At 38.6% G+C, this 24,301-nt stretch carries 19 protein-coding genes and 1 tRNA gene; 15 read left to right on the forward strand and 5 right to left on the reverse strand.

Going from position 1 to position 24,301, the window contains the following annotated elements; translation table 11 throughout:
* Positions 1-83: 83 nt before the first annotated feature.
* Complete coding sequence (locus R2Q84_RS21675; RefSeq protein ID WP_316818697.1) at positions 84-1,619, reverse strand: hypothetical protein; 1,536 nt, start codon at positions 1,617-1,619, stop codon at positions 84-86.
* A complete protein-coding gene (locus tag R2Q84_RS21680; protein WP_316818698.1) occupies positions 1,619-2,695 on the reverse strand; it encodes a protein kinase domain-containing protein in 1,077 nt (358 codons plus the stop codon). The genes R2Q84_RS21675 and R2Q84_RS21680 overlap by 1 nt, the downstream gene beginning before the upstream one ends.
* Positions 2,696-3,046: 351 nt before the next feature.
* Here R2Q84_RS21680 and R2Q84_RS21685 point away from each other — a divergent pair, with 351 nt between their 5' ends.
* The gene (locus R2Q84_RS21685) at positions 3,047-4,060 is read left to right on the forward strand and encodes an RES domain-containing protein (RefSeq protein WP_316818699.1); all 1,014 of its coding nucleotides are present in this window, start codon (positions 3,047-3,049) and stop codon (positions 4,058-4,060) included.
* A gap of 232 nt (positions 4,061-4,292) precedes the next feature.
* Positions 4,293-5,936, forward strand: a complete 1,644-nt coding sequence (locus R2Q84_RS21690) for a recombinase family protein (protein WP_316818700.1) — start codon at positions 4,293-4,295, stop codon at positions 5,934-5,936.
* Between the two features lie 358 nt (positions 5,937-6,294).
* Here R2Q84_RS21690 and R2Q84_RS21695 read toward each other — a convergent pair.
* The 3 genes from R2Q84_RS21695 to R2Q84_RS21705 form a co-directional block, all read right to left on the reverse strand.
* Positions 6,295-6,368 (reverse strand) — tRNA-Arg (locus tag R2Q84_RS21695).
* 101 nt (positions 6,369-6,469) lie between these two features.
* Positions 6,470-6,934 carry a peroxiredoxin gene (locus tag R2Q84_RS21700; RefSeq protein ID WP_316818701.1) on the reverse strand — a complete coding sequence of 155 codons (465 nt, stop codon included), beginning with the start codon at positions 6,932-6,934 and terminating at the stop codon, positions 6,470-6,472.
* Positions 6,935-7,193: 259 nt separating this feature from the next.
* A complete protein-coding gene (locus tag R2Q84_RS21705; RefSeq protein WP_316818702.1) occupies positions 7,194-8,096 on the reverse strand; it encodes an SDR family oxidoreductase in 903 nt (300 codons plus the stop codon).
* A 218-nt stretch (positions 8,097-8,314) separates the two neighbouring features.
* Here R2Q84_RS21705 and atpD point away from each other — a divergent pair, with 218 nt between their 5' ends.
* The 13 genes from atpD (at position 8,315) to R2Q84_RS21770 (ending at position 24,289) form a co-directional block, all read left to right on the forward strand.
* Positions 8,315-9,817 (forward strand): F0F1 ATP synthase subunit beta, encoded by a 1,503-nt coding sequence (gene atpD / locus R2Q84_RS21710; RefSeq protein WP_316818703.1) that lies wholly within the window; start codon positions 8,315-8,317, stop codon positions 9,815-9,817.
* Positions 9,818-9,933: 116 nt separating this feature from the next.
* Positions 9,934-10,176 carry an ATP synthase F1 subunit epsilon gene (gene atpC / locus R2Q84_RS21715; protein WP_316818704.1) on the forward strand — a complete coding sequence of 81 codons (243 nt, stop codon included), beginning with the start codon at positions 9,934-9,936 and terminating at the stop codon, positions 10,174-10,176.
* Positions 10,177-10,780: 604 nt separating this feature from the next.
* Entirely contained in the window at positions 10,781-11,671 is an 891-nt protein-coding gene (locus R2Q84_RS21720) for a branched-chain amino acid transaminase (protein WP_316818705.1), read from the forward strand.
* Positions 11,672-11,770: 99 nt separating this feature from the next.
* Entirely contained in the window at positions 11,771-13,468 is a 1,698-nt protein-coding gene (ilvD, locus tag R2Q84_RS21725) for a dihydroxy-acid dehydratase (RefSeq protein WP_316818706.1), read from the forward strand.
* 37 nt (positions 13,469-13,505) lie between these two features.
* Positions 13,506-15,245, forward strand: coding sequence for a biosynthetic-type acetolactate synthase large subunit (gene ilvB / locus R2Q84_RS21730; protein WP_316818707.1), 1,740 nt, complete (start codon positions 13,506-13,508; stop codon positions 15,243-15,245).
* Between the two features lie 9 nt (positions 15,246-15,254).
* Positions 15,255-15,872, forward strand: coding sequence for an acetolactate synthase small subunit (ilvN, locus tag R2Q84_RS21735; RefSeq protein WP_316818708.1), 618 nt, complete (start codon positions 15,255-15,257; stop codon positions 15,870-15,872).
* A 12-nt stretch (positions 15,873-15,884) separates the two neighbouring features.
* The gene (locus R2Q84_RS21740) at positions 15,885-16,349 is read left to right on the forward strand and encodes a DinB family protein (protein WP_316818709.1); all 465 of its coding nucleotides are present in this window, start codon (positions 15,885-15,887) and stop codon (positions 16,347-16,349) included.
* Between the two features lie 40 nt (positions 16,350-16,389).
* Positions 16,390-17,871 (forward strand): ketol-acid reductoisomerase, encoded by a 1,482-nt coding sequence (gene ilvC, locus R2Q84_RS21745; protein ID WP_316818710.1) that lies wholly within the window; start codon positions 16,390-16,392, stop codon positions 17,869-17,871.
* Positions 17,872-17,933: 62 nt separating this feature from the next.
* Complete coding sequence (locus R2Q84_RS21750; RefSeq protein WP_316818711.1) at positions 17,934-19,400, forward strand: ATP-binding cassette domain-containing protein; 1,467 nt, start codon at positions 17,934-17,936, stop codon at positions 19,398-19,400.
* Between the two features lie 12 nt (positions 19,401-19,412).
* The gene (locus R2Q84_RS21755; protein ID WP_316818712.1) at positions 19,413-20,576 is read left to right on the forward strand and encodes a 2-isopropylmalate synthase; all 1,164 of its coding nucleotides are present in this window, start codon (positions 19,413-19,415) and stop codon (positions 20,574-20,576) included.
* 44 nt (positions 20,577-20,620) lie between these two features.
* Positions 20,621-22,039 carry a 3-isopropylmalate dehydratase large subunit gene (gene leuC / locus R2Q84_RS21760; RefSeq protein ID WP_316818713.1) on the forward strand — a complete coding sequence of 473 codons (1,419 nt, stop codon included), beginning with the start codon at positions 20,621-20,623 and terminating at the stop codon, positions 22,037-22,039.
* A gap of 54 nt (positions 22,040-22,093) precedes the next feature.
* Complete coding sequence (gene leuD / locus R2Q84_RS21765) at positions 22,094-22,690, forward strand: 3-isopropylmalate dehydratase small subunit (RefSeq protein ID WP_316818714.1); 597 nt, start codon at positions 22,094-22,096, stop codon at positions 22,688-22,690.
* Positions 22,691-22,771: 81 nt separating this feature from the next.
* Positions 22,772-24,289: an alpha-isopropylmalate synthase regulatory domain-containing protein gene (locus tag R2Q84_RS21770; RefSeq protein WP_316818891.1), complete on the forward strand. Its 1,518-nt coding sequence runs from the start codon at positions 22,772-22,774 to the stop codon at positions 24,287-24,289.
* Positions 24,290-24,301 lie beyond the last annotated feature (12 nt).

Genomic DNA, 24,301 nt, shown 5'->3' on the forward strand with positions numbered 1-24,301 from the left:
TTTAGTGGTGAACTACTCTTCTTAGAAAGTTTTTTTGAAGGCACGCATATTAGCAGATAAATTTATTTTTTTGTGAATTGCAATTATGTTCTCTCCTTCAGGATCTCATCTATCTCTCTTTTAGTTTTTAAAATAGCCGCATTTTCCTCTCCTTTCAAATGCATTTCTAATTGACTCATTAACGGATCTGCGTACTCGGAATTAATCCTTATTTCCTCTCTTGTGTAGTTTACAACTGCTAAATTGAAAACCAGTTTATTTTTTAATTTCCGAGCATCCTCTATCGCTAGATGATAGAAATGTCTTCCAGCATCAGGGAAGCCCGTTCTAAAGAAAAACAGCCCCTTCGTAGCTAACCAATAAATATTCTCGTGCTCAGTTTTCGCTAGGTTATCATATTTATTAACAAGAGTTTCTGCTTCTGTCAATTCATCCAAAATACAATAAGAGTAAATGAGATTATTTATTAGAATGGCATCATTTGGATGTGAGATAAGACCAATTTTTCCGAGTTCTATTGCTTTTTGATGATCATCTAAATGGGTCCGAGCAATATGAGAACCAAAAACAATAGGGCTTTTAGAAAAAGGCAAGTCAAGAAACCATTGTGTAGCATTCTCAAGCGCTCCTTTCCAATCCTTCTTGTCATAAAAACTCCTTGCTGCTGCTTCAAAATAATTTTCTTCGATCTGTTGAGCAGGCATTATTAAACCTAAATTCTGATCTTTTTTGAATGCCCATTCCGCTTGTGCTAGAGCATTATCATTAGGATTCTGTAAGGAAAATTGGAATAATTTTTTACTTTTCTTATGACTACCATTAGTCATTTCTAATGTTCCGATTGCGCTAGCAACTTCTGACAAATTAAAATGAGATAACTTTTTTGAATCAATAAAATTCATTCCAGACTTTACAAACATCGAATTTCTACCTCGAATAGATGCAAGTGAGATCTCCGTTGCTGTTAGCCAAGGATCCATTTTTGTTATCGGTTGTCTTCTAATAATGTCATGCGCCATATCAATTTCACCAATATGAGCAAAAAATCTCGCCATTGATCGCAGTACAAACCTATTATTAGGAATTAAATAAACTGCATTTAAAATAGACTTTCTGGCTTGATCATTTTGGCCAAGTATTGAATAGTAGCGAGATAGGTCAATCCACGATATTGGGTTTCTTGGATTAGCAATGAGCCTTTTCTTTAGTTCCCTTATCTGATCAAAGATCAAATCAAGATTATTGTAATTATTGAAAACATTTAAATCTGAAATTTCAGGGGAGGCTTTTCCCAATTGTTTGTTATAAGAGCTAAAATTTGATGCAGTTCTTATTAGTTCTTTTGAAGACTGTGATTTGTTCTCGAGCACAAATTTACCGGCCTCATTAATAGTATCAGAAACTATTCCAAAAGCAGAACCTAGACTAATTAATTCAGCCGCAATGCCAATGTTTTTATCTAATTGCCAATCATTTTCTAAATCGGATATATCGGGCTTAAAATTTGTATTTAAACCCGCTGGTTCAAACCCATTTATCTCCCCCATCTTTGTTGTGTTTTCGAAGCTACGCCAGTTAGGTATGACGTTTCGATCACTTTGCTCAAAAAAACTTGCCATTACTCTTTAATTAGATATTCAGATTTCTTTGCAATAACATCTAGTCTAGTGACTATCTTTTCAAAATTGTACTTTATTGGAGTAGAATTATTCAAATGATAACCCCTCTTAGTTGGACACGGGTAACATAAAATACGAAGAAGCTCTACCAACTCAAACTTGAAAGGAAGACTGTCTACAGATTCCTCAAATATTATAAGTGATTTGTCAAAGGCCTCTATTAAATAAGGCAACGCTTCATCAAAATTTTTAAATGTACTTAAATCAACGCCCGAATTTACGTTTCTAAAAAGTAAAGAAGTCATACTACTTCCAGTAAAATAGTAGCTAATCATACTACCTAACAAATATAAATCTACAGATAAGACTCGATCTTCCCAATTAGGTAACATATATCCGAAAAAGTAATCTGGCGGCGCATATCCACGGTCACCAGAAAAATTTAAACCTGAATGTGGCCCATCATATGTTTTGCAGAGAGAACGTCCCAAATCGCCAACCTTAGATACTGTTTTATCAAAAAGAAACACGTTGGAAGGCTTAAGGTCTTGGTGTGAAATATCAATACTATGCAACTGCTTTAAACCTACAGCTATATTATGTAATGAACTCAATTTCCAAATAATATCAATTTCTTCAGAAAAATTAATATAGCTACGGACGTCACCATCTGCCTTTTCAAAAATTAGGTATAGTACCCTAGAAACAAAATGCCCGGGAATAACCTCTTCACCCGCATCTAGTAGTTTCGACACCTTGGATAATTTTTTTGAAGCACAACGGGTCAACAGCTCTCGCTCAAAGTTAAACGTTTGCAACATATCTGACATTGCAGTAGCAAAATCAGACCTTTCGTCGTTTAAGAATTTTAAAATATTCAAAGCCTTAAGAAACCCAACTTGTCCATCCTTCTCAACAAGATAGCAAATTGAGAAATGACTTCCTGTAGAGCCTGGCTTTGCAACTACTTTTTCGCGAACAAACCATCCGGAAGCTAGTGTTTTACCTACAAGTGCATGAGCTGCACTAATTTGTTCATCTGAAAATGTTGCAAAAGGATTGTTTGAATTTATCATTCTAGAGGTCGTTGTTTATATTTAGAAATCGAATATATTAAAAATAAGGCTCGGTTCACTTAAACTTTTTCAATACAACACACTTCCTAAAGTCGAATAGATTTAAAACATCATAAAAAAACTTCTGTCAATTCCTTAGGGGTTGATTCAATTATCGTTTCAATAAATAGGATATCAAGATCAATTGTGAAGGGATTGGTTGTGCCTTAATTAACATTTTTTATTAATTTGCCTTAAACTACAATTAAGCTCTAAGAACCCATGCATTTCCAAGAGATATTTAAAGATTCATTGCTCAGGCTGCCGAAAACAGTGCCGACAAAAAAAAATTATAGAACCCTGATCAAAGAAATGTTTAACAATTACCTTGGATTATTTGAGCAAGTGGACGAAATAGCTGTAAAAATCAGAGGGTTAAAGGAAGAACGAACGATAAAATCCATCATTAGTGTACAACAAAAATTCATCGATGGGCTTAGTGAGTCCTTGGATTTTTATTACGATGGTCAGCCAGCAAAAGCTTACGAAAAATTCCGCAAGACCATGGACCAAAGAGTCAGATCTTTCAAAACCTTACAAAACATCCGTGAGTACCCTAAAGGAGAGAGCTTTTACCGCATAAGGATCAAAGAGGAAAACTATCCCTTCAATACTAGCGAAATGTTTCATATCCCGTTTCATCTAAGGGGCAAAGTTACTACCCAACGGTATAGCATACCCGGTTTCCCTTCACTTTACTTATCAAAAGCCATTTTTGTAGCATGGGAAGAACTCAAGCGTCCAAATTTGGATAAGTTCCAGGTGGTTAGATTGGAATCAATTGAACCTATCAGTTGCTTGAATCTGACCAAACCAGAATGGGGTGATGATCCCATGCAAATCTCAGCTTACCGTTATCTTATCATTTGGCCTCTAATTGCGGCTTGTTCCATTCGGGTGGCTAATCCCTCAGACAGCTTCAAGCCAGAATATATTATCCCTCAAATGCTACTTCAATGGATCAGAAATAACGGAGAAATAGACGGGATCATTTACGCCTCTACCAATATCAACCTAAAAACAGGCAAAGCGCTCAAAAACCTCTACAATGTGGTATTGCCTGTAAAAGACAACAAAGACCAGGGACTCTGCAGTGCACTAACAAAGAAATTCCACATGACTCCTTCTGTTTCCAGGCAATTGCTACATGCCTCCGCATCAGCCGGGATCACTATTAGAAGCAGAGCCGAAAATCAACGGATCGACGACAAAATCCCTGTACTGGAAATTATCAAAGGTCACAAGTCTAATTATAGTTCCTCAGAGTTAGGTAAACTTGAAATGGTACTAGATTCCATGAAGACGGAACCAATCGAACCCGAGTAATAAACGCTTTCTGCGTTGTACACAAAAATTAGTTAGTAGCAAATACTTGCGTTAAATACCCCCTATCGCGGGATTATTAGTCGTTTTGTCAAATACCAAAAGATAAATAATCTAAGTAAGAGATATACTTGCTTAATAAGCTTAAAAATAATTTTATAATAGAGTTGTCATCTTACCCCTATAAAAAATGTGATTTTAAACCAAAGATACAATCGTTTATCTAATCCCTATCATGCAAACAGCAACGTTATACATTCGTGTAAGTACTGATGAGCAGGCACAAAAAGGATACTCACAGCAAAGCCAAAGAGAACGTTTAGAAAAGTTCTGTTTCGCTAATAAAATTCAAATTCTACAGATTGTATACGAAGATCATTCAGCAAAGACCTTTAATAGACCTGAGTGGTCAAAATTATTCTTAAGCTTAAGTCGAAGAAGAGCTAACAGACCTGACCTTATTTTATTCTCCAGATGGGATCGATTCAGCAGAAACGCTGCTGATGCATATTCCATGATTGAAAGGCTCAAAAAAATGAACATTGAAACCAAAGCCATTGATCAACCACTTAATTTGGCTATTCCAGAAAATAAAATAATGCTTGCTATTTACCTGGCAACATCAGAAGTAGAAAATGACAGGCGAAGTTTGAATGTCAGGCAAGGCATGCGTAAAGCAAAACAAGAGGGACGATATATGTGTCATGCACCGATAGGGTATATAAATATCACCTTAATCGACGGCAAAAAATGTATAATACCTAAAGAGCCAGAGGCTACCTTTATCAAGAATATTTTTATCGAATTGGCCAAAGGATATCATTCCACACGTTTTATTTATAATGAAGCAATAGAGAGCGGATTCAAATGTAGCTTAAATAATTTCTGGCTGATGATCCGAAATCCCATTTATTATGGTAAAATCGTAGTTCCAGCATACGAACAAGAAAATCGGTATTTAGTTAATGGCTTGCATGAAAAATTAGTATCTGAAGATGTTTTTGAGCAAGTTCAAAAAGTATTAAATAACAATGCAAAACCACAACTTAGAACAACAATTAATAATCAACTGCCATTAAGAGGTCTATTAACATGCCCGTTATGCTTTAAGAACCTAACAGGCAGTGCCTCGAAGGGTAGAAATACGTATTACCATTACTACCACTGTATGAATGGTTGCAAATTCCGAATTAGAGCTGATTTTATAGATAAATTGGCTCTAAAAGAGTTAACACAGTTAATTCCTGGAGAATTTTATTTATCTCTTTTTCGTGTGGTCTTAAAACGTGTTTATAATAAACATTTCGGCGAAGCCTCAAATACACAATCCCAAATCTTTAAAAGTATAGAAAGAACATTTGAAAGGCTAAACAAGGCCAAGGAACTTTTATTATCAGGTGAAATAGACAATGATGACTATTTAGCAATAAAAACCGATTGTGAATACAAAATCAACTCCATAGGAACTAGTTTGAACAACGCAGCATTTATGATTTCGAAAGCTGAAAAAATAATAGCTGAGGCTATGCACAAATTCTCAAATATCTCTTTAAGCTACCAGCAATTTGAAACTACATACAAAAGAAAAATAATCGACATCTTAACTGACAAGCGGATAATTTGCGATGATAAAAACTTTCATATCCTTTTCACTGATGCTGCGAAATTCATTTTCAATCTGGATTATGAAAATTTGGATGCGACTGATGAAATCCAACCAATTTCCGATTCAAATTCAGTAGAAGAATTTGTTTATTTGAAAGAATGTGACGAAATCATAAGGTTTGAAAGCAATAATAACCGAAATATTGAATTTAGGAATGCTCAAAATGTTATATTTTTCCTAGAGAGATTTGCAGAGCTGGTCATCCATAGCTAAAAAATGAATTACTTTACTAGGGATAAAAATTCCTAAAATCAATATCTAATCGTCCGTTAACGACTATTTTTTATTAAATCGACAATTTTACTCTACTAGAGATATATTACTCTGGTTCGACTCTCTTTAACTCACCCTTCCGGATATCGAACCCTTTTTTTATAATTTTGATTAAAAATATTAATCAAACACCTATATATCAGTACATTAATTAAAATAACACTTAAAAATTTATGAAAACACTAAGATTTTAGAGCTCAAAAATCAGCTAATTCTAAAAAACTACAACCACCTGATTATCAGATACATGAATAAAAAAAAGAGGGAATCTCATTGCTGAAATTCCCTCTTTCCGAAGTGCACTTGTAGGGATTCGAACCCCAAACCTTCTCATCCGTAGTGAGATGCTCTATCCAATTGAGCTACAAATGCGTTTTTTCCGTTTCGTTAACGGACTGCAAAAGTAATGCTTGAAATTGATTTTCCAAACTTTTTTTGAAAAAAATCTCAAGCATTACTGATAAAAATCAGGATTAAGCTTCAACAGATTTTCTAATCACATCAAAATCAGGCATATTACCTGCATCCTCTAAAATTTCAGAATGAATAATTTTTCCTTCCTCATCAATTACAAAAGCTGCTCTTTTAGCTACACCTTTTAAATTAAAGACAAATTCATCATAAAATGAACCATAAGCCTGCGAAACTTCTTTATTAAAATCAGATAATAAAGGGAATTGGTAAGCATTCTCTTCTTTAAACTTTGCCAATGTAAATGGTGAATCAACAGAAATGCCAACAACCTCAGCATTCATGCCCTGATAATAACCAAAACTATCTCTCATTGTACATAGCTGAGTAGTACATACACCAGTAAATGCCATTGGAAAAAAATGTACAACCAATTTTTTACCTTTATAATCTGAAAGAGAAACTTCTTTCAAATCAGAACTGAACAATTTAAAATCAGGGGCTTTATCGCCAATTTGTAGTGCCATATCTATATATTTTTTAACGTGAATTTCTTTCTCAAACTTAAAGAATTATTGACAGTTTACTGAACATCAAAAAAACTTTAACAATTAACGACAGTATTTGTACCAGAAGCCTTAGGTAAGTCTTCGCAATGAGAGCACAGTGAGAGCGCCATGAGTCCGCGGTGAGTCCACCTTTTTACGGAAAAAAGGCGGACTCACCGCGCTCGAATTATTCTGGGAAGGCGCACTCATGACGAAGGCCTACCAACCCCTTCCCGGACTACCCTTTTAGCTGTTGATCAACTATCGCCAGCCCTTCTTCAAAACTTCTAGGATTATAACCCAATTCTGAAATGGTTTTGTCTAATATAAAACCTGTTCTCACTGGTCTTTTCGCGGTTTGATTTAAAGTTTCTGCACTGATTTCGTTGATCAGCGATTTATCCAAATGCCAGAAATCAGCTACGCGGGCCACCAACTCGGAGATACTCATCATATCTTTCCCCGAAGCGTTATAAACACCTCTCGCATCTTTCTCAACAGCTAATAAGCAGCAATCAGCCAAATCCTCTGCCAAGGTTGGCATTCTCCACTGATCATTTACCACATTAATTGGGTTTCCTTTTTCAAGTGCACCCTTTGCCCAAAGAACGATATTACTTCTACTCATATCACTCACAATACCATAAACAATAATGGTACGCAATATTGCCCAGCGACATGTTGAATTTTTAATCACCTCTTCGGCTTCCAATTTTGTGATGCCATAATAACTTAAAGGATTAGGAGCTGCGACCTCATCGTAAGGCCCGTGGGCACCATCAAATATAAAATCGGTAGATAAATGTACCAATTGAATATTATGCTCTTCACAAAGTGCAACCAATGTTTTAACAGATTCAACATTTAACTGATGAGCCAGTTCCTTTTCCGATTCGCAAGTATCCACATTTGTCATTGCAGCTGTGTGAATAATCGCATCTGGCTGAAACTTTTCCACAACGGCTTTTACATTTTCCGGATCAAGGATATCCATTTCTGCATAAGTATAACCTTGCTTTACAGGAAAACGATTGTCGCCTTTTGAGGTCGCAATTAAATTAAACTGCTTCGTTTCCAATAAACGTTCCGTTATTTTCTGCCCTAAAAGGCCATTACTGCCCGTTACTAGTATTGATTTCATCTATCTGTTTTTTCTTGATTAGCAGCGTTCACGGCCATTAAAACGAAGTATTGTGAACTACTTTTATACCCGCTAAAATACCATTTTAAAAACTGTTGAAAAACTTTTTATTTATATATACAATTCTTGTATAAAAATTTTAACTTTGCAAACCGAATTGTAGGCTTATAAAAGGGCCTTTAACAATTTGATATTTATAATTTTACCCAAAACAATATATGCCTAACATTGGAAAAATAGCGCAGATTATAGGACCGGTAGTTGACGTGAGTTTTGCTGACGATGCTCATTTACCTCAAATTTTCTCTGCATTAGAGATTGAAAAAGAAAACGGACAGAAAGTCGTTTTAGAAGTTCAACAACATCTTGGTGAAGACCGCGTACGTGCAATTGCAATGGACTCGACCGATGGTTTGGTTCGTGGAATGAAAGCATTGGACACTGGCTCTCCTATCAAAATGCCGATTGGTGATCAGATTAAAGGTCGCTTATTCAATGTTGTTGGTGAAGCTATTGATGGAATCAACACAGTTGATAAAACTGATGGTCGTCCAATTCACAATGCTCCCCCTAAATTCGAAGATTTGTCAACTGAAACTGAAGTACTTTTTACAGGTATTAAAGTAATTGACTTATTAGAGCCTTACGCTAAAGGTGGTAAAATCGGATTGTTCGGTGGTGCGGGTGTTGGTAAAACAGTATTGATCATGGAATTGGTAAACAACATTGCAAAAGCATATGCTGGTTTATCTGTATTCGCTGGTGTAGGTGAGCGTACTCGTGAAGGAAATGACCTTTTACGTGAGTTTATCGAATCTGGCGTAATCAACTATGGTGATGACTTCCTTCATTCAATGGAAAAAGGTGGATGGGATTTAAATACCGTTGATACTGAGAAATTAAAAGAATCTAAAGCTACATTGGTGTTCGGTCAAATGAACGAGCCTCCTGGTGCACGTGCACGTGTTGCTTTATCAGGATTAACTGTTGCTGAATATTTCCGTGATGGTGATGGCGAAGGCGCTGGAAAAGATATCCTTTTCTTCGTTGACAACATCTTCCGTTTCACTCAGGCAGGTTCTGAGGTATCGGCACTATTAGGTCGTATGCCTTCAGCAGTAGGTTACCAGCCAACATTGGCTACTGAGATGGGTTTAATGCAAGAGCGTATTACTTCAACTAAACGTGGTTCAATTACATCTGTACAAGCTGTATATGTTCCTGCGGATGATTTAACTGACCCTGCTCCGGCTACAACTTTCGCCCACTTAGATGCAACTACTGTATTGTCTCGTAAAATTGCTGAGTTAGGTATCTACCCTGCTGTGGATCCTTTGGATTCTACTTCTCGTATCCTTTCTCCAGCTGTTCTGGGTGACGAACACTACAATACTGCTCAACGCGTAAAAGAAACTTTACAACGTTATAAAGAATTACAAGATATCATCGCCATCTTAGGTATGGACGAATTGTCTGAGGAAGATAAATTAGTTGTATCACGCGCTCGTCGTGTTCAACGTTTCTTATCTCAGCCGTTCCATGTTGCTGAGCAATTCACCGGATTAAAAGGTGTATTGGTTGACATTAAGGATACCATCAAAGGATTTAACATGATCATGGATGGTGAAGTTGATGAATATCCTGAAGCTGCATTTAACCTTGTTGGTAGCATCGAAGAAGCTATTGAAAAAGGTAAAAAATTATTAGCTGAAGCAAACTAGTATATAGTAGTTAGTACTTAGTATATAGAGAATACCTCTGGCCTAAGTACTAATTCATTAATTTATTAAGTAGAAATAGTCTAACTGCTAGCTACTAAATACTAACTACTAAAAGAATGACATTAGAGATTTTAACACCAGACAAGAAAGTTTTTGAAGGCGAAGTAACTGCAGTTACTGTACCGGGAACAATGGGCTCTTTCCAAATTTTGAAAGACCATGCTCCTATTATTTCTACTTTGGAAGATGGTCCCGTGATTATTAAAAGCAAAACTGCTACTGAAACCTTTATTATTAAAGGCGGTGTCGTTGAGGTCTTAAAAAACAAAATTATTGTTTTGGCCGAAGGGGTTGCTTAATATTTAATCGTACAATATTGATAAGCCCTTTGAAATTTCAAAGGGCTTTTTTTGTAGCCCATATTTTTGCTTTTACGACTCGTCATTCTGACGAAACGTATACCTACTCCCTTGTACTAAAATACAAATGTAATGACTAGCAAAAAATATGATTTTAATCAACTTTTTTCACGGCTCAGGCAGTTTTAGGAAGAAATCTACAAAAATTACAATGCTGGCATAACAACAATACCGAATACCGAAATCATATTTGGTATAACAGTCACCAATTAACATACCAAAAAGCACAAAAACACAAAATAAAATATTAAATAAATAAAAATAAATAGAATTATATTTTTTTTTCAATTATTTTCGTACAGCTATTGATAGTTTAAACGACAACGACTAAATTGGATTTATAAAGCAATAACAAATAAACAAGAGAATGAACCTTTCAATTACAGCATTATATAATGTCATTATTAACCTAATTATTCTTCTGATTCTTCAGAAGGACAAGGCGCTGTAAATGAATATTTAATAAAAAAAATATGTAAGCGCCCCCTAAAAGTGGCGCTTTTTTAATGAAATAAAAACGAGACAACCTAATACCTATAACTAAATGCAATATTATAACTCAAATACAGTGCTTTACTTAAACGGCCAGTTTCAAAAAGCAACTGACACGACCGCCGATGTTTACGGGCAGTCACTACATTATGGCTATGCTGTATTTGAAGGAATAAGAGCATACAATACCCATAACGGAACCAGGGTTTTTAAAGTCAGAGAACATTATGAACGTTTAAAACGTTCTGCTGAACTTGCACATATTCCCTTTCCATGGAAGATTGCAGACCTGATTAAACAGACTTACAAATTATTGGAAATCAACAATCTTAAAGACGCATACGTACGTCCTTTAGTTTATTGTGCACCAAACATGTCGCTGATTGGTGGAACCAAACCATCTATTATGATCTGTGCCTGGGAATGGGGCGCCTACCTTGGTCATGAACAATTAAAAGTTTGCATCTCCAGCTATGAAAGGCCTAACCCTAAGTCAACACCAATAGAAGCCAAAATAAGCGGCAACTATGTAAATTCTATTTTAGCTACAACTGAAGCTAAAAATAAAGGGTTTGATGAAGCCTTGTTACTGGATATGAACCAGAATATTGCTGAAGCTCCGGGGGCTAACATATTCATAGAAAAGAATGGTAAGCTTTTTACCCCTCCGCTGGGAAATATTTTACCAGGTATAACCCGTGCTACAGTGATGGAGCTCGCCCGGATCCTGGAAATTGAAGTGATCGAAAAACACTTGACGGTAACTGATTTAAAACACGCCGATAGTGCATTTTTCTGCGGTACAGCCTCAGAAATTGCAGGAATAGCTTCGATAGATGAATATAAATTTCCGATCAGGTGGATTGATACCATTGGTGCTACCATACAACGGACGTATAAATCCCTGGTCCTGGAAAAACAGAACTACGAAGTAATTATTTAAGCGCAAGGGTTCAAGAACAAGGATTAAGGAGCAAAGATTAAAGAATAAAAAGTAAAAATTAAACAAAACACATAAAGCCTAATACACCAAAACTACAATATGTCACAATCACCAGAAATTAACCGATACAGTAAAACATTTACACAAGATCCAACACAACCTGCTGCACAAGCGATGTTATACGGAATTGGATTAACCAAAGCCGATATGGATAAAGCTCAGGTTGGTATTGCCAGCATGGGTTACGATGGAAACACTTGTAATATGCACCTAAACGATTTAGCTCAAATTGTAAAAAAAGGTGTCTGGGATAATGATATGGTCGGTTTAACTTTTGGTACAATCGGTGTAAGTGATGGTATGTCTAACGGTACAGACGGAATGCGTTACTCGCTGGTATCAAGAGATGTAATTGCAGATTCTATTGAAACCATTTGTGGCGGACAATATTATGATGGTCTGATCACTATTCCTGGTTGCGATAAAAACATGCCAGGATCGGTCATGGCAATGGGACGTTTAAATCGCCCGTCTATTATGGTATATGGTGGAAGTATCCACTCTGGAAAATATAAAGGTGCCTCGTTAAATATTGTATCTGCATTTGAGGCTTTAGGCCAAAAATTAGCAGGTAACTTAGAAGAAGAAGACTTTCAGGGCGTAATCAAAAATGCTTGCCCGGGTGCTGGCGCTTGTGGTGGTATGTATACCGCAAATACCATGGCTTCCGCAATTGAGGCTTTAGGAATGAGTTTGCCTTATAGCTCCTCTCACCCTGCTGTGAGTGACGAAAAAAAGAATGAATGTATTGAGGCCGGAAAGTATATCCGTATCCTTTTAGAAAAAAATATCCTTCCTTCAGATATCATGACTGACAAAGCATTCCACAATGCAATTGTAACAGTAATGGTATTAGGCGGTTCTACAAATGCGGTATTGCACTTAATTGCAATGGCCAAATCTGTTGGGCTGAACCTGAAACTGGAAGATTTCCAGAAAATTAGTGACAGTACTCCGGTATTGGGCGACTTAAAACCAAGCGGAACTTATTTAATGGAAGATCTGCATGAGATTGGTGGCGTACCTGCGGTATTAAAATACTTGCTAAAAGTTGGATTGATCCATGGCGACTGCATAACTGTTACTGGTAAAACTTTAGCTGAAAATGTTGCTGACGCTATTGATCTGGATTTTGATACACAGAAGATCATCTTCCCAATAGAAAACCCGATCAAAGAAACCGGTCACCTGCAAATGCTTTATGGTAACCTTGCAACTAAAGGTTCTGTGGCTAAGATCAGTGGTAAAGAAGGTGAGAAATTTACAGGCCCTGCACGTGTGTTTGACGGAGAGAAATCTCTTATGGCTGGTATCCAAAGTGGACGAGTGAAAAGCGGCGACGTTGTGGTAATCAGACAAGTTGGTCCTAAAGGTGCACCAGGCATGCCTGAAATGCTGAAACCGACTTCATTGATTATCGGTGCTGGTTTAGGTAAATCGGTAGCCTTGATTACAGATGGTCGTTTCTCTGGTGGAACTCACGGCTTTGTAGTAGGACACATTACTCCTGAAGCATGGGACGGTGGAAACATTGCATTGGTTCATGATGATGACATCATTACCATTGATGCAGTAAATAATGCTATAGATGTTCACCTGACTGATGAGCAACTGGCTACACGCCGGGCGGTCTGGACACAGTTACCTCCACCCGTCACCAAAGGAGTACTCTACAAATACATTAAACAAGTAAGTGATGCCAGTAATGGCTGCGTTACTGACGCCTATACGGATTAAACAAATTTAAAAACCTCATTACCTAAAATATAATACAATGGATACAGCACAAGAGGAAGCAACCACCTTAACAGAACCAAAGAAGACGATCAACGTTTCTGGTTCGGTAGCTTTATTGGAAGGATTAATTGCCGAAGGTACAGATACCATTTTTGGGTATCCTGGTGGCGCAATCATGCCAATTTATGATGCATTATATGATTATAAAGATAAATTAAAACATATTCTTGTACGCCATGAGCAAGGTGGTACACACGCTGGTCAGGGTTATGCCCGTACATCAGGAAAAGTTGGCGTAGTATTCGGTACCAGCGGTCCGGGTGCAACCAACCTGGTTACAGGTCTTGCTGATGCGCAGATTGACAGTACCCCTATGGTATGTATTACCGGACAGGTTTATGCACACCTTTTGGGAACTGACGCTTTCCAGGAAACAGATGTGATTAACATCACTACACCGGTAACCAAATGGAATTACCAGATTACCGATGCAACTGAGATTCCGAGCGTATTGGCCAAGGCATTTTACATTGCGCGTAGTGGCCGACCTGGTCCGGTATTGATCGACATCACTAAAAATGCTCAGTTGCAAATGTTCGATTATGAAGGCTATACCCCTTGCGATCATATCCGCAGCTACCGTCCGAAACCACTAATCAGAAAAGAATATATCCAGCAGGCTGCAGAGCTGATCAATTCAGCAAAAAAACCCTTTATATTATTTGGTCAGGGGGTTTCATTAGGCAATGCGGAACAGGAGTTTAAAGCTTTTGTAGAGAAAACAGGTATTCCTGCTGCATGGACCATCTTAGGTGCCGGAGCAATTTCAACAGATCACCCGTTAAATGTTGGAATGTTGGGTATGCATGGAAACTACGGTCCGAACGTACAAACCAATGCCTGCGATGTAATGATTGCGATCGGTATGCGTTTTGACGATCGTGTAACAGGCCGTTTAGATAAATACGCGAAACAAGCTAAGGTAATCCACCTGGATATTGATCCTGCGGAAATCGACAAAAACGTAAAAGCAGACGTACCGGTTTGGGGCGACTGTAAAGAAACTTTACCGATGTTAACGGCATTGGTTGAAGAAAAACAACATACAGAATGGTTAGCTGAGTTCAGGGCTTATGATAAAACTGAGCAGGAAACTGTCATTCAAAATGAGCTACATCCAGGTACTGGTGAGCTAACTATGGGTGAAGTAATTAACCAGTTAAACGAATTGACTAAAGGCGATGCTGTAATTGTTACTGACGTTGGTCAGCACCAGATGATAGCTTGTCGTTACGCTAAATTTAACCACACTAGAAGCAACATTACCAGTGGCGGATTAGGAACTATGGGATTTGGTTTACCAGCGGCCATAGGCGCGAAATTTGGAGCGCCAGATCGTACTGTTGTTGCGGTAATTGGTGATGGTGGTTTCCAGATGACCTTACAGGAACTGGGTACCATTATGCAAACCGGTATTGACGTTAAAATCATGATCCTGAACAACCGGTTCCTGGGCATGGTTCGTCAGTGGCAGCAATTGTTCCACGACAAGCGTTACTCTTTTGTTGACATTGCCAGTCCTGATTTTGTAAAACTTGCCGACTCTTACTCCATAGCTGGTAAAAAAGTATCTGAACGCGAAGACCTCGTAGGAGCTCTGGAAGAAATGCTGAACCACAAAGGATCTTATCTTTTAGAGGTAATGGTGGCACAGGAGCACAATGTGTTCCCGATGGTTCCCCAAGGTAGTAGTGTTAGTGAAATCAGACTTAAATAATTAAAGATCATGAGTAATACCCAGGATATAGAATCAAACGCAAGACAGGAATTTACGATTACTGCCTACACCGAGAATCAGATCGGTATATTGAATCGTATAGCCATCATATTTTCCAGAAGAAAAATAAATATAGAGAGCTTAAACACCTCTCCTTCTGAGATAGAACACATCCACCGCTTCAATATCGTGATCCACGAAACAGAAGAAGTGGTACGCAAACTTTGTCGCCAGATTGAAAAACAGGTTGAAGTATTAAAAGTATACTACAATACCAACGAAGACATCATCTGGCAGGAACTTGCACTGTACAAAGTACCTACGGATATCGTTGCAGAACGCGCTCCTGTAGAGCGTTTACTTCGCGAGTATGGTGCCCGTGCAGTAGTGATCCGTAAAGATTACACTGTTTTTGAAGCAACCGGACACAGAGAAGAAACCGATAAGCTTATTGAAGTATTGCAGCCATACGGACTGATTGAATTTGTCAGAAGTGCAAGAGTTGCCATCATCAAAGACAGCGAAGGCTTTAATGCTAAACTAAGAGAGTTTGAGCGCAGAGAACCGGGACAGGACGTTATTGAAAACGAGTTCCTGGATAAAGAAAAGAATGTATTTAGCATGTAAAACTGAGTAGAGATGGAATTCCTTTTAAATGTTACTAAACAAACGCGCGAGCACTTCATCAGGCTGATCGAAACATCAACTGTTGAAGAGTTGAACGAAATTCCGGCAGGTTTTAACAACAACATCATCTGGAACTTCGGACACATCGTTGCGAGTCAGCAAGGCTTATGCTACCTGCTGGCAGGTGTAGCACCTGTAGTAGAAAAGCAGTATATGCTGCCGTACAGAAAAGGAACCCGACCTGAAAAGTTTATCGATGCGGAGGAAATAAATACCTTAAAAGATTTGATGCGCAGTAGCATCGATCAGCTGGAGGAAGACCTGCAAAACAATAAGTTTACGAGCTATAATAATTTCATGACCGATTACGGTGTAGAGGTAAAAAGTAGCGACGACGCAGTACAGTTCTTTGTGGTACATGATGCCTTTCATTATGGAATCGCTACAGCTATTAAAAAAGTGATCAATAACAAGTAAATATTAAACGAACCTTAAAAAATCTAAAACAATAAAAAAGATGTCAAATTACTTTAACACATTACCTCTTAGAGAACAACTAAACCAATTGGGCGTTTGCGACTTCATGGACAGCGCTGAATTTCTGGATGGCGTAAATGTTTTGAAAGGGAAAAAACTGGTAATTGTAGGCTGTGGTGCACAAGGCTTAAACCAGGGTTTAAATTTAAGAGATAGTGGTTTAGATGTTTCTTATACTTTGCGTAAGGAAGCTATTGAAGGCAAAAGAGATTCATGGAAAAATGCTACAGAAAACAACTTTACTGTAGGCACTTACGAGGAATTGATTCCTACAGCTGATGTAGTGATCAACCTTACTCCTGATAAACAACATACTGCAGTAGTAACTGCAATTATGCCTTTGATGAAAGAAGGTGCTACTTTGCTATACTCACACGGTTTCAACATTGTAGAAGAAGGTATGCAGATCCGTAAGGACATTACTGTAATCATGGTTGCACCTAAATGTCCAGGTAGTGAAGTAAGAGCTGAATATGTAAGAGGTTTTGGTGTACCTACCTTAATTGCTGTTCACCCTGAGAATGATCCGCAAGGAAAAGGTTTAGCACAGGCTAAAGCTTACTGCGTTGGAACAGGTGGCCACAGAGCTGGTGTTTTAAGATCTTCTTTCGTTGCTGAAGTAAAATCTGATTTAATGGGTGAGCAAACTATTTTATGTGGTTTGTTACAAACTGGATCTATCCTTTCTTTCGACAAAATGGTTGAAAAAGGTATTGATGCTGGTTATGCTTCTAAATTGGTTCAATATGGTGTAGAGGTAATTACTGAAGCCCTTAAACATGGTGGTGTTACCGGCATGATGGACAGATTGAGCAATCCTGCAAAAATTAAAGCTTTTGAAATTTCAGAAGAATTGAAAAACATCATGCGCCCGTTGTTCCAGAAACACCAGGATGACATCATGAGCGGCGAATTTAGCAGCACTATGATGGCTGACTGGGCTGCTGGTGATAAAAACCTATTGGCTTGGCGTGCAGAAACAGGTGAAACTGCTTTCGAAAAAACACCTGCCGGTGATGTTAAAATTGCAGAGCAGGAATATTTTGACAACTATACTTTGATGGTTGCTTTTGTTAGAGCTGGTGTTGAATTGGCTTTCGAAACAATGGTTCAGGCTGGTATCAAACCAGAGTCTGCTTACTATGAGTCGTTACACGAAACTCCACTTATCGCAAACACCATTGCACGTAAGAAATTATTTGAAATGAACCGTGTAATTTCTGATACTGCTGAATACGGTTGTTATTTATTTGACCAGGCTTGCAAACCTTTATTGGCTGATTTTATGACTAAGGTGGATACTGACCTGGTTGGTAAAAACTTTAATGAAGGTAAAGATGGTGGTGTAGATAACAGAACACTGATTGCTATAAACGAAGCACTGCGTACACACGAAGTTGAAGTAATTGGTACTAAACTGAGAAAAGCAATGACTGCAATGAAATCTATTAAAACCGCATAACAGTACTCTAATGTTGCTGTATCAGCCTCAGTTGATACAGCAACTTATAAAAAATATAAAATATGTCACAACCCGTCGTCAAAATCACCAATCTCACTTTGAAGTACCAGCACAAGCCTGTATTGCAGGATTTGAACTGGACTATAAATCGCTATGAGAATTGGTTATTATGCGGCGAAAGCGGAAGTGGTAAAACTTCATTAGCCAGGGCCATTGCTGGTCAGGCACACAGTTACGGTAATATTGAGATTGGTTTTGACCCACAAAGCAGTTTACCTGCTGTGGTTTATTACGTAGCCAACTGGTTCCAGTTCAAAGATCTGGAAGGCCAATCTAATTTCTATTACCAACAACGTTACAATAAACAATCTACAGAAACCACGGCCAGTGTTAAAGCTGAGCTGGAAAGCTTTGGTAAAAAACATGGTTTACTTTTTAATGAGGTAGAACCGGTTTTAGCAGCTTTAGGGTTTTCTGAATTAAAAGACGCGACACTTATCCAGTTATCCAGTGGAGAACACAAAAAATTACAATTGGTTAAAGCCATTTGGCTAAAACCACAATTGTTGATTTTAGATCTTCCCTACAACGGACTGGATGTAAATTCCCGTCAGAATCTAAATACCTTACTGGAAGAAATCACCGAAGCAGGCACACAGTTGATCTTAATCAGCAACGAAACAGAATTGCCGGTTTGCATTGATCGCATTGCGATGATTAAAGCAGGCCAGCTGGTTGAAATTTCGGAAGAAGAACGCAGCTGGAATGAGATTGAAGCAAACAATTTACCTGTTCCTTCTTTCTTAACTGAAGCTATAGCCCCTTCTTCTTCAGCAGAAATCATCAAAATGATTGATGTAAACATCAGCTATGGAGAAAAGAAGGTGCTGAAAAACATCAACTGGGAGGTTAAATCCGGAGAAAAGTGGGTATTACATGGTCATAATGGTTCAGGTAAATCAACTTTATTAAGCTTAATCTGTGGTGATCATCCTCAGGCCTACGCCAACAATTTCCACCTGTTTGGAAACAAACGTGGAAGTGGTGAAAGTATCTGGGAGATCAAAGAAAGGATTGGTTTAATATCTCCTGAGTTACACTGGTATTTTGATCCTTCATCAACGGTATGGCAAAGTATTGTATCAGGATTTTACGACAGCTCTGGTCTGTTCTGTGATCCGGGATATTCAAAAAAAGCACAAACTGACGAGTTGATCAGTTATTTCGGTTTAGATGAATATAAAGACACCCTGATGAATGAACTTCCTTTGGGTAAACAGCGACTGGCTTTGCTGGCCAGAACGATTGTAAAGAACCCGGAAATATTGATACTGGATGAACCTTGTCAGGGTTTAGATCAGCAACAGACAACACACTTCAATAACCTTGTTGATGAGTTGTGCAAAAATGGCACCACATTGATTTATGTTGGTCATTTTGAAGCACAGATACCAGGCTGTATTGAGAAAAGAATATTACTAGAAAACGGAGAAGTAAAATCCATAGAGTCACTTATCTATACTAACTAAAAAAAGAAAATTATGTTACACGATCCGAATAGAGTTTATGTATTTGACACCACCTTACGTGATGGTGAGCAAGTGCCGGGTTGCCAATTGACAACTCCGGAGAAAATAGAAATTGCAAAGGAGCTGGAAGCACTTGGCGTGGATATCATTGAAGCGGGCTTCCCTATTTCGAGCCCTGGCGATTTCCAAAGTGTGGTTGAGCTTTCTAAAGCAGTATCTGAGCCGATTATTTGTGCTTTAACACGCGCAAACAAGGGCGATATTGATTCTGCTGTTGCCGCGCTACAGTTTGCTAAACGTCCGCGTATCCATACAGGCATCGGTTCGTCTGACATGCACATTAAGCATAAATTTAACAGCACCCGGGAAGAAATTCTGGAGCGTGCCGTTGAAGCAGTTAAATATGCCAAGAAATCTGTAGAGGATATTGAATTCTACGCTGAAGATGCTGGCCGTGCTGATGTTCGTTTCCTGGCGCAAATGGTGGAAGCAGTTATTGCTGCCGGTGCTACAGTGGTGAACATCCCAGATACCAATGGCTATTGCTTACCAGATCAATATGGCAGCAAAATCAAGTTTTTGAAAGAAAACGTAAAAAATATTGACCAGGCGATCATCTCGGTTCATTGTCACAATGACCTTGGTTTAGCGACAGCAAACTCAATTGCCGGTTTGCAAAACGGTGCACGCCAGATTGAGGGTACCATTAACGGTATTGGCGAACGTGCAGGAAATACATCTATTGAAGAGGTGGTTATGATCTTGAAAACACACCAGGCATTGGGTTTACATACCAATATCAATACGAAAAACTTCTATGAGTTGAGTCGTATGGTGAGTTCACAAATGCGTATGCCGGTACAACCTAACAAAGCAATTGTAGGTAGCAATGCCTTTGCACATAGCTCTGGTATTCACCAGGATGGTTTCTTAAAAAACCGTGAGAACTATGAAATTATACGTCCGGAAGACGTTGGTTTTCCTGATGCAAGTATTGTGCTTACCGCACGTAGTGGCAGACATGCGCTTAAATTCCACCTTGAACGTCTAGGCTTTAGCTTAACTAAAGAGGAATTAGGCGAGGCTTATCACCGCTTCTTAACGGTAGCCGATCAAAAATTAGATATTAATGACCAGGATCTTTTGTTGATGATGGGCAAACAACAATTGGCATAATAACCCATCTTTTACAACATTGAATTTATACTAAAATTAAAAAAATGAGCAAGACATTATTTGATAAGGTGTGGGACACTCACGTAGTACGTAAGATAGAAGGTGGCCCTGATGTGCTTTTTATTGATCGCCATCTTATTCACGAAGTAACCAGCCCTGTTGCCTTTTTAGGTTTAAAAAGCAGAGGAATAAGCGTATTGTATCCTGAGCGTACTTTTGCTACAGCGGATCACAATACACCAACAATTAACCAGCATTTACCTGTTGCAGATCCACTTTCTGCAAACCAATTAAAAGCATTGGAATCAAACTCTAATGAGTACGGCATCAGTCACTGGGGCTTAGGTCACCAGAAAAATGGTATTGTACACGTTGTGGGCCCTGAATATGGTATTACCCAACCAGGTGCTACTATTGTTTGCGGTGACTCGCATACTTCTACCCACGGTGCTTTTGGTGCTATCGCTTTTGGTATCGGTACATCAGAGGTAGAAATGGTACTGTCTACACAGTGTATCATGCAGCCGAAGCCTAAGAAAATGCGTATCAATGTGAATGGCAAATTAGGTTTGGGTGTTACGCCGAAAGACGTTGCCCTGTTCATCATCTCTAAGTTAAGTACTTCTGGTGCTACCGGATACTTTGTAGAGTATGCTGGTGATGTTTTTGAAAACATGACTATGGAAGGCCGTATGACGGTTTGTAATTTAAGTATTGAAATGGGTGCCCGTGGTGGTATGATTGCTCCGGATGAAACAACCATCAATTATGTAAAAGATCGTGAATTTAGTCCTAAAGGCGAAGCATGGGATAAAGCATTGGCTTACTATAAAACGTTAAAAACTGATGCTGATGCCGTTTTTGATAAAGAATTAACTTTCGATGGTTCTTCAATTGAGCCGATGATTACCTACGGTACTAACCCTGGAATGGGTATGGGTATTTCTCAGGATATTCCTGATGCTGCAAATGCTGAAGGTGGTGCTGAAACTTATGCAAAATCGCTGAATTATATGGGCTTCTCTGAAGGCGACCATATGATTGGTAAGAAAGTAGATTTCGTATTTGTGGGTAGCTGTACCAACGGTCGTATTGAAGATTTCAGGGCCTTTACTTCTATTGTAAAGGGTAAACATAAAGCTGACGACGTTACGGTTTGGTTGGTTCCTGGTTCTCATATTGTAGAGTCGCAGATTAAAGAAGAAGGTTTACTGGATATCTTAACTGAAGCAGGTTTTACCCTTCGTCAGCCAGGTTGTTCTGCTTGTTTAGCGATGAATGATGACAAGATTCCTGCTGGTAAATATGCGGTAAGTACTTCGAACAGAAACTTCGAAGGCCGACAAGGCCCTGGTTCAAGAACCATGCTGGCTAGTCCGCTTGTTGCTGCTGCTGCTGCTGTTACTGGTGTAGTTACTGATCCAAGAACGTTAATTGAGAACGTTGAGGCTGAAAGCGTTTAGAGCGCGTTTAGAACGTTGAAGAAACCGTTTAACACAAATTATTAGAGAATTAAAATGGCTTACGATAAATTTAATACCTTAAGAAGCACCGCGGTTCCGCTTCCTATTGAAAATGTAGATACCGACCAATTGATCCCTGCCCGCTTTTTGAAAGCTACAGAACGTGTAGGATTTGGCGACAACCTTTTCCGTGACTGGAGATACAATGGCGACAATACGCCAAAACCTGACTTCGTATTGAACAACCCGATTTATAGTGGTAAAATACTGGTTGGCGGTAAAAACTTTGGTTCAGGTTCATCAAGAGAGCATGCCGCATGGGCTGTTTATGATTATGGGTTCAGATGTGTTGTTTCCAGCTTCTTTGCTGATATTTTCAGAAACAACTGCTTGAATATTGGTGTACTACCAGTACAGGTTAGTCCTGAATTTTCTGAAAAAATCTTTGCAGCAATTTTTGCTGACCCAAATACAGAACTGGAAGTAAACCTGCCTGAGCAGACCATTACAATTTTGGCTACTGGCGAAAAAGAAACTTTTGAAATCAGTGCTTACAAAAAAGACAATATGCTGAACGGCTTTGATGATATCGATTATTTACAGAGCATCAAACCAGAAATACAAGAATTTGCCAAGCATCTTCCGCTTTAAAAACAAGGTATGCTATTGCCCGTCATCCTGAATTTATTTCAGGATGACGATGAGTATAAAGAAAAAAGTAAGATCCAATACATGGAAAAAAGGAAAATAGAGATTATGGATACTACACTCCGCGATGGAGAACAAACATCGGGAGTGTCTTTTTCCATTTCAGAAAAATTAACAATAACCCAGTTGCTATTGGAAGAACTCCATGTTGACCGGGTTGAAATTGCTTCTGCACGTGTATCTGACGGCGAATTCCAATCTGTAAAAGCTGTTTTGAGCTGGGCAGAAGCCAATGGGTATGCAGATCGTATTGAGGTATTGTCTTTTGTTGACAATGGCGTATCAATTGACTGGATGCTAGAGGCGGGAGTTAAAGTTCAGAATCTGTTAACCAAAGGTTCATTAAACCACTTAACGCATCAGCTTAAAAAAATACCTGAGCAACACTTTGCTGAAATTAAACACGTTGTTGATCTTGCTGCTTCCCATGGTATTGCTACAAATGTTTACCTGGAAGACTGGAGCAACGGCATGCGTAACTCTCCGGAGTACGTGATTCAGTTCCTGGATTTTCTGTCGACACAACCTGTAAAAAGGATATTACTGCCAGATACACTTGGTGTGTTAACCCCTGGTGAAACCTATAAGTTTATTGCCGATCTACAAGCGAAATATCCGACTATCCATTTTGATTTTCATGCACATAATGATTATGATCTGGGCACGGCCAATGTATTGGAAGCTGTAAAAGCTGGAATCAGTGGTTTGCACCTGACCGTAAATGGTATGGGGGAAAGAGCCGGAAATGCTGCGATGGCCAGTGCTGTTGCGGTAATAAAAGATTTTGCGCCAGAGGTTGAAGTGCAGATCAAAGAATCATCCATTTACAAGGTAAGTAAGCTGGTAGAAACGTTTTCGGGTGTAAGAATCCCTTCAAACAAACCTATTGTAGGCGATCATGTATTCACACAAACAGCTGGAATCCATGCCGATGGTGACAATAAAAACAATTTATATTTTAATGACCTGTTGCCTGAGCGATTTGGAAGAAAACGTAGCTATGCTTTAGGAAAGACTTCCGGCAAGGCTAACATCGAAAAAAATCTACAGGAGCTGGGCTTAAAGCTAAATGATGCCGACCTAAAGAAAGTGACGCAAAGGGTGATTGAACTGGGCGACAAAAAAGAAACGGTTACTAAGGAAGATTTACCTTATATCATTTCTGACGTTTTAGACAGCAGTCTTTACGAAGAGCATGTTACCGTTGAATCCTATGTGCTGATGAATTCGATGGGACTTCGCCCCTCTGCAACGATCTCCGTTTTAATTGAAGGAGAAAAGTTTGAAGAGAATGCACAGGGTGACGGGCAGTTTGATGCTTTCATGAATGCGCTGACCAAGGTTTATGCCAAGAAAGGACGAAGCTTACCAAAGCTGATTGATTATGCCGTAAGGATAGCACCTGGTAGTAACTCTGATGCACTTTGCGAAACCATCATTACCTGGGAAACGGATCAGAAGATGTTTATCACAAGAGGACTCGATTCTGATCAGACAGTTTGTGCAATTAAAGCTACCCAGAAAATGTTGAACATCATTTAAGGTTGTACCTTA

The organism is Pedobacter nyackensis (assembly GCF_032678475.1).
Lineage (GTDB): Bacteria > Bacteroidota > Bacteroidia > Sphingobacteriales > Sphingobacteriaceae > Pedobacter > Pedobacter nyackensis_A.

What these genes read in the sequence shown, in the direction of transcription:
- R2Q84_RS21770 (WP_316818891.1), top strand. Translation starts at nt 22,772, where the DNA reads ATGGAAAAAAGGAAAATAGAGATTATGGATACTACACTCCGCGATGGA.
- ilvN (WP_316818708.1), top strand. Translation starts at nt 15,255, where the DNA reads ATGAGTAATACCCAGGATATAGAATCAAACGCAAGACAGGAATTTACG.
- R2Q84_RS21740 (WP_316818709.1), top strand. Translation starts at nt 15,885, where the DNA reads ATGGAATTCCTTTTAAATGTTACTAAACAAACGCGCGAGCACTTCATC.
- ilvB (WP_316818707.1), top strand. Translation starts at nt 13,506, where the DNA reads ATGGATACAGCACAAGAGGAAGCAACCACCTTAACAGAACCAAAGAAG.
- R2Q84_RS21700 (WP_316818701.1), bottom strand. Translation starts at nt 6,934, where the DNA reads ATGGCACTACAAATTGGCGATAAAGCCCCTGATTTTAAATTGTTCAGT.
- ilvD (WP_316818706.1), top strand. Translation starts at nt 11,771, where the DNA reads ATGTCACAATCACCAGAAATTAACCGATACAGTAAAACATTTACACAA.
- R2Q84_RS21690 (WP_316818700.1), top strand. Translation starts at nt 4,293, where the DNA reads ATGCAAACAGCAACGTTATACATTCGTGTAAGTACTGATGAGCAGGCA.
- ilvC (WP_316818710.1), top strand. Translation starts at nt 16,390, where the DNA reads ATGTCAAATTACTTTAACACATTACCTCTTAGAGAACAACTAAACCAA.
- atpC (WP_316818704.1), top strand. Translation starts at nt 9,934, where the DNA reads ATGACATTAGAGATTTTAACACCAGACAAGAAAGTTTTTGAAGGCGAA.
- R2Q84_RS21705 (WP_316818702.1), bottom strand. Translation starts at nt 8,096, where the DNA reads ATGAAATCAATACTAGTAACGGGCAGTAATGGCCTTTTAGGGCAGAAA.
- R2Q84_RS21680 (WP_316818698.1), bottom strand. Translation starts at nt 2,695, where the DNA reads ATGATAAATTCAAACAATCCTTTTGCAACATTTTCAGATGAACAAATT.
- R2Q84_RS21675 (WP_316818697.1), bottom strand. Translation starts at nt 1,619, where the DNA reads ATGGCAAGTTTTTTTGAGCAAAGTGATCGAAACGTCATACCTAACTGG.
- R2Q84_RS21685 (WP_316818699.1), top strand. Translation starts at nt 3,047, where the DNA reads ATGTTTAACAATTACCTTGGATTATTTGAGCAAGTGGACGAAATAGCT.
- R2Q84_RS21750 (WP_316818711.1), top strand. Translation starts at nt 17,934, where the DNA reads ATGTCACAACCCGTCGTCAAAATCACCAATCTCACTTTGAAGTACCAG.
- leuC (WP_316818713.1), top strand. Translation starts at nt 20,621, where the DNA reads ATGAGCAAGACATTATTTGATAAGGTGTGGGACACTCACGTAGTACGT.
- R2Q84_RS21720 (WP_316818705.1), top strand. Translation starts at nt 10,781, where the DNA reads ATGCAATATTATAACTCAAATACAGTGCTTTACTTAAACGGCCAGTTT.
- leuD (WP_316818714.1), top strand. Translation starts at nt 22,094, where the DNA reads ATGGCTTACGATAAATTTAATACCTTAAGAAGCACCGCGGTTCCGCTT.
- R2Q84_RS21755 (WP_316818712.1), top strand. Translation starts at nt 19,413, where the DNA reads ATGTTACACGATCCGAATAGAGTTTATGTATTTGACACCACCTTACGT.
- atpD (WP_316818703.1), top strand. Translation starts at nt 8,315, where the DNA reads ATGCCTAACATTGGAAAAATAGCGCAGATTATAGGACCGGTAGTTGAC.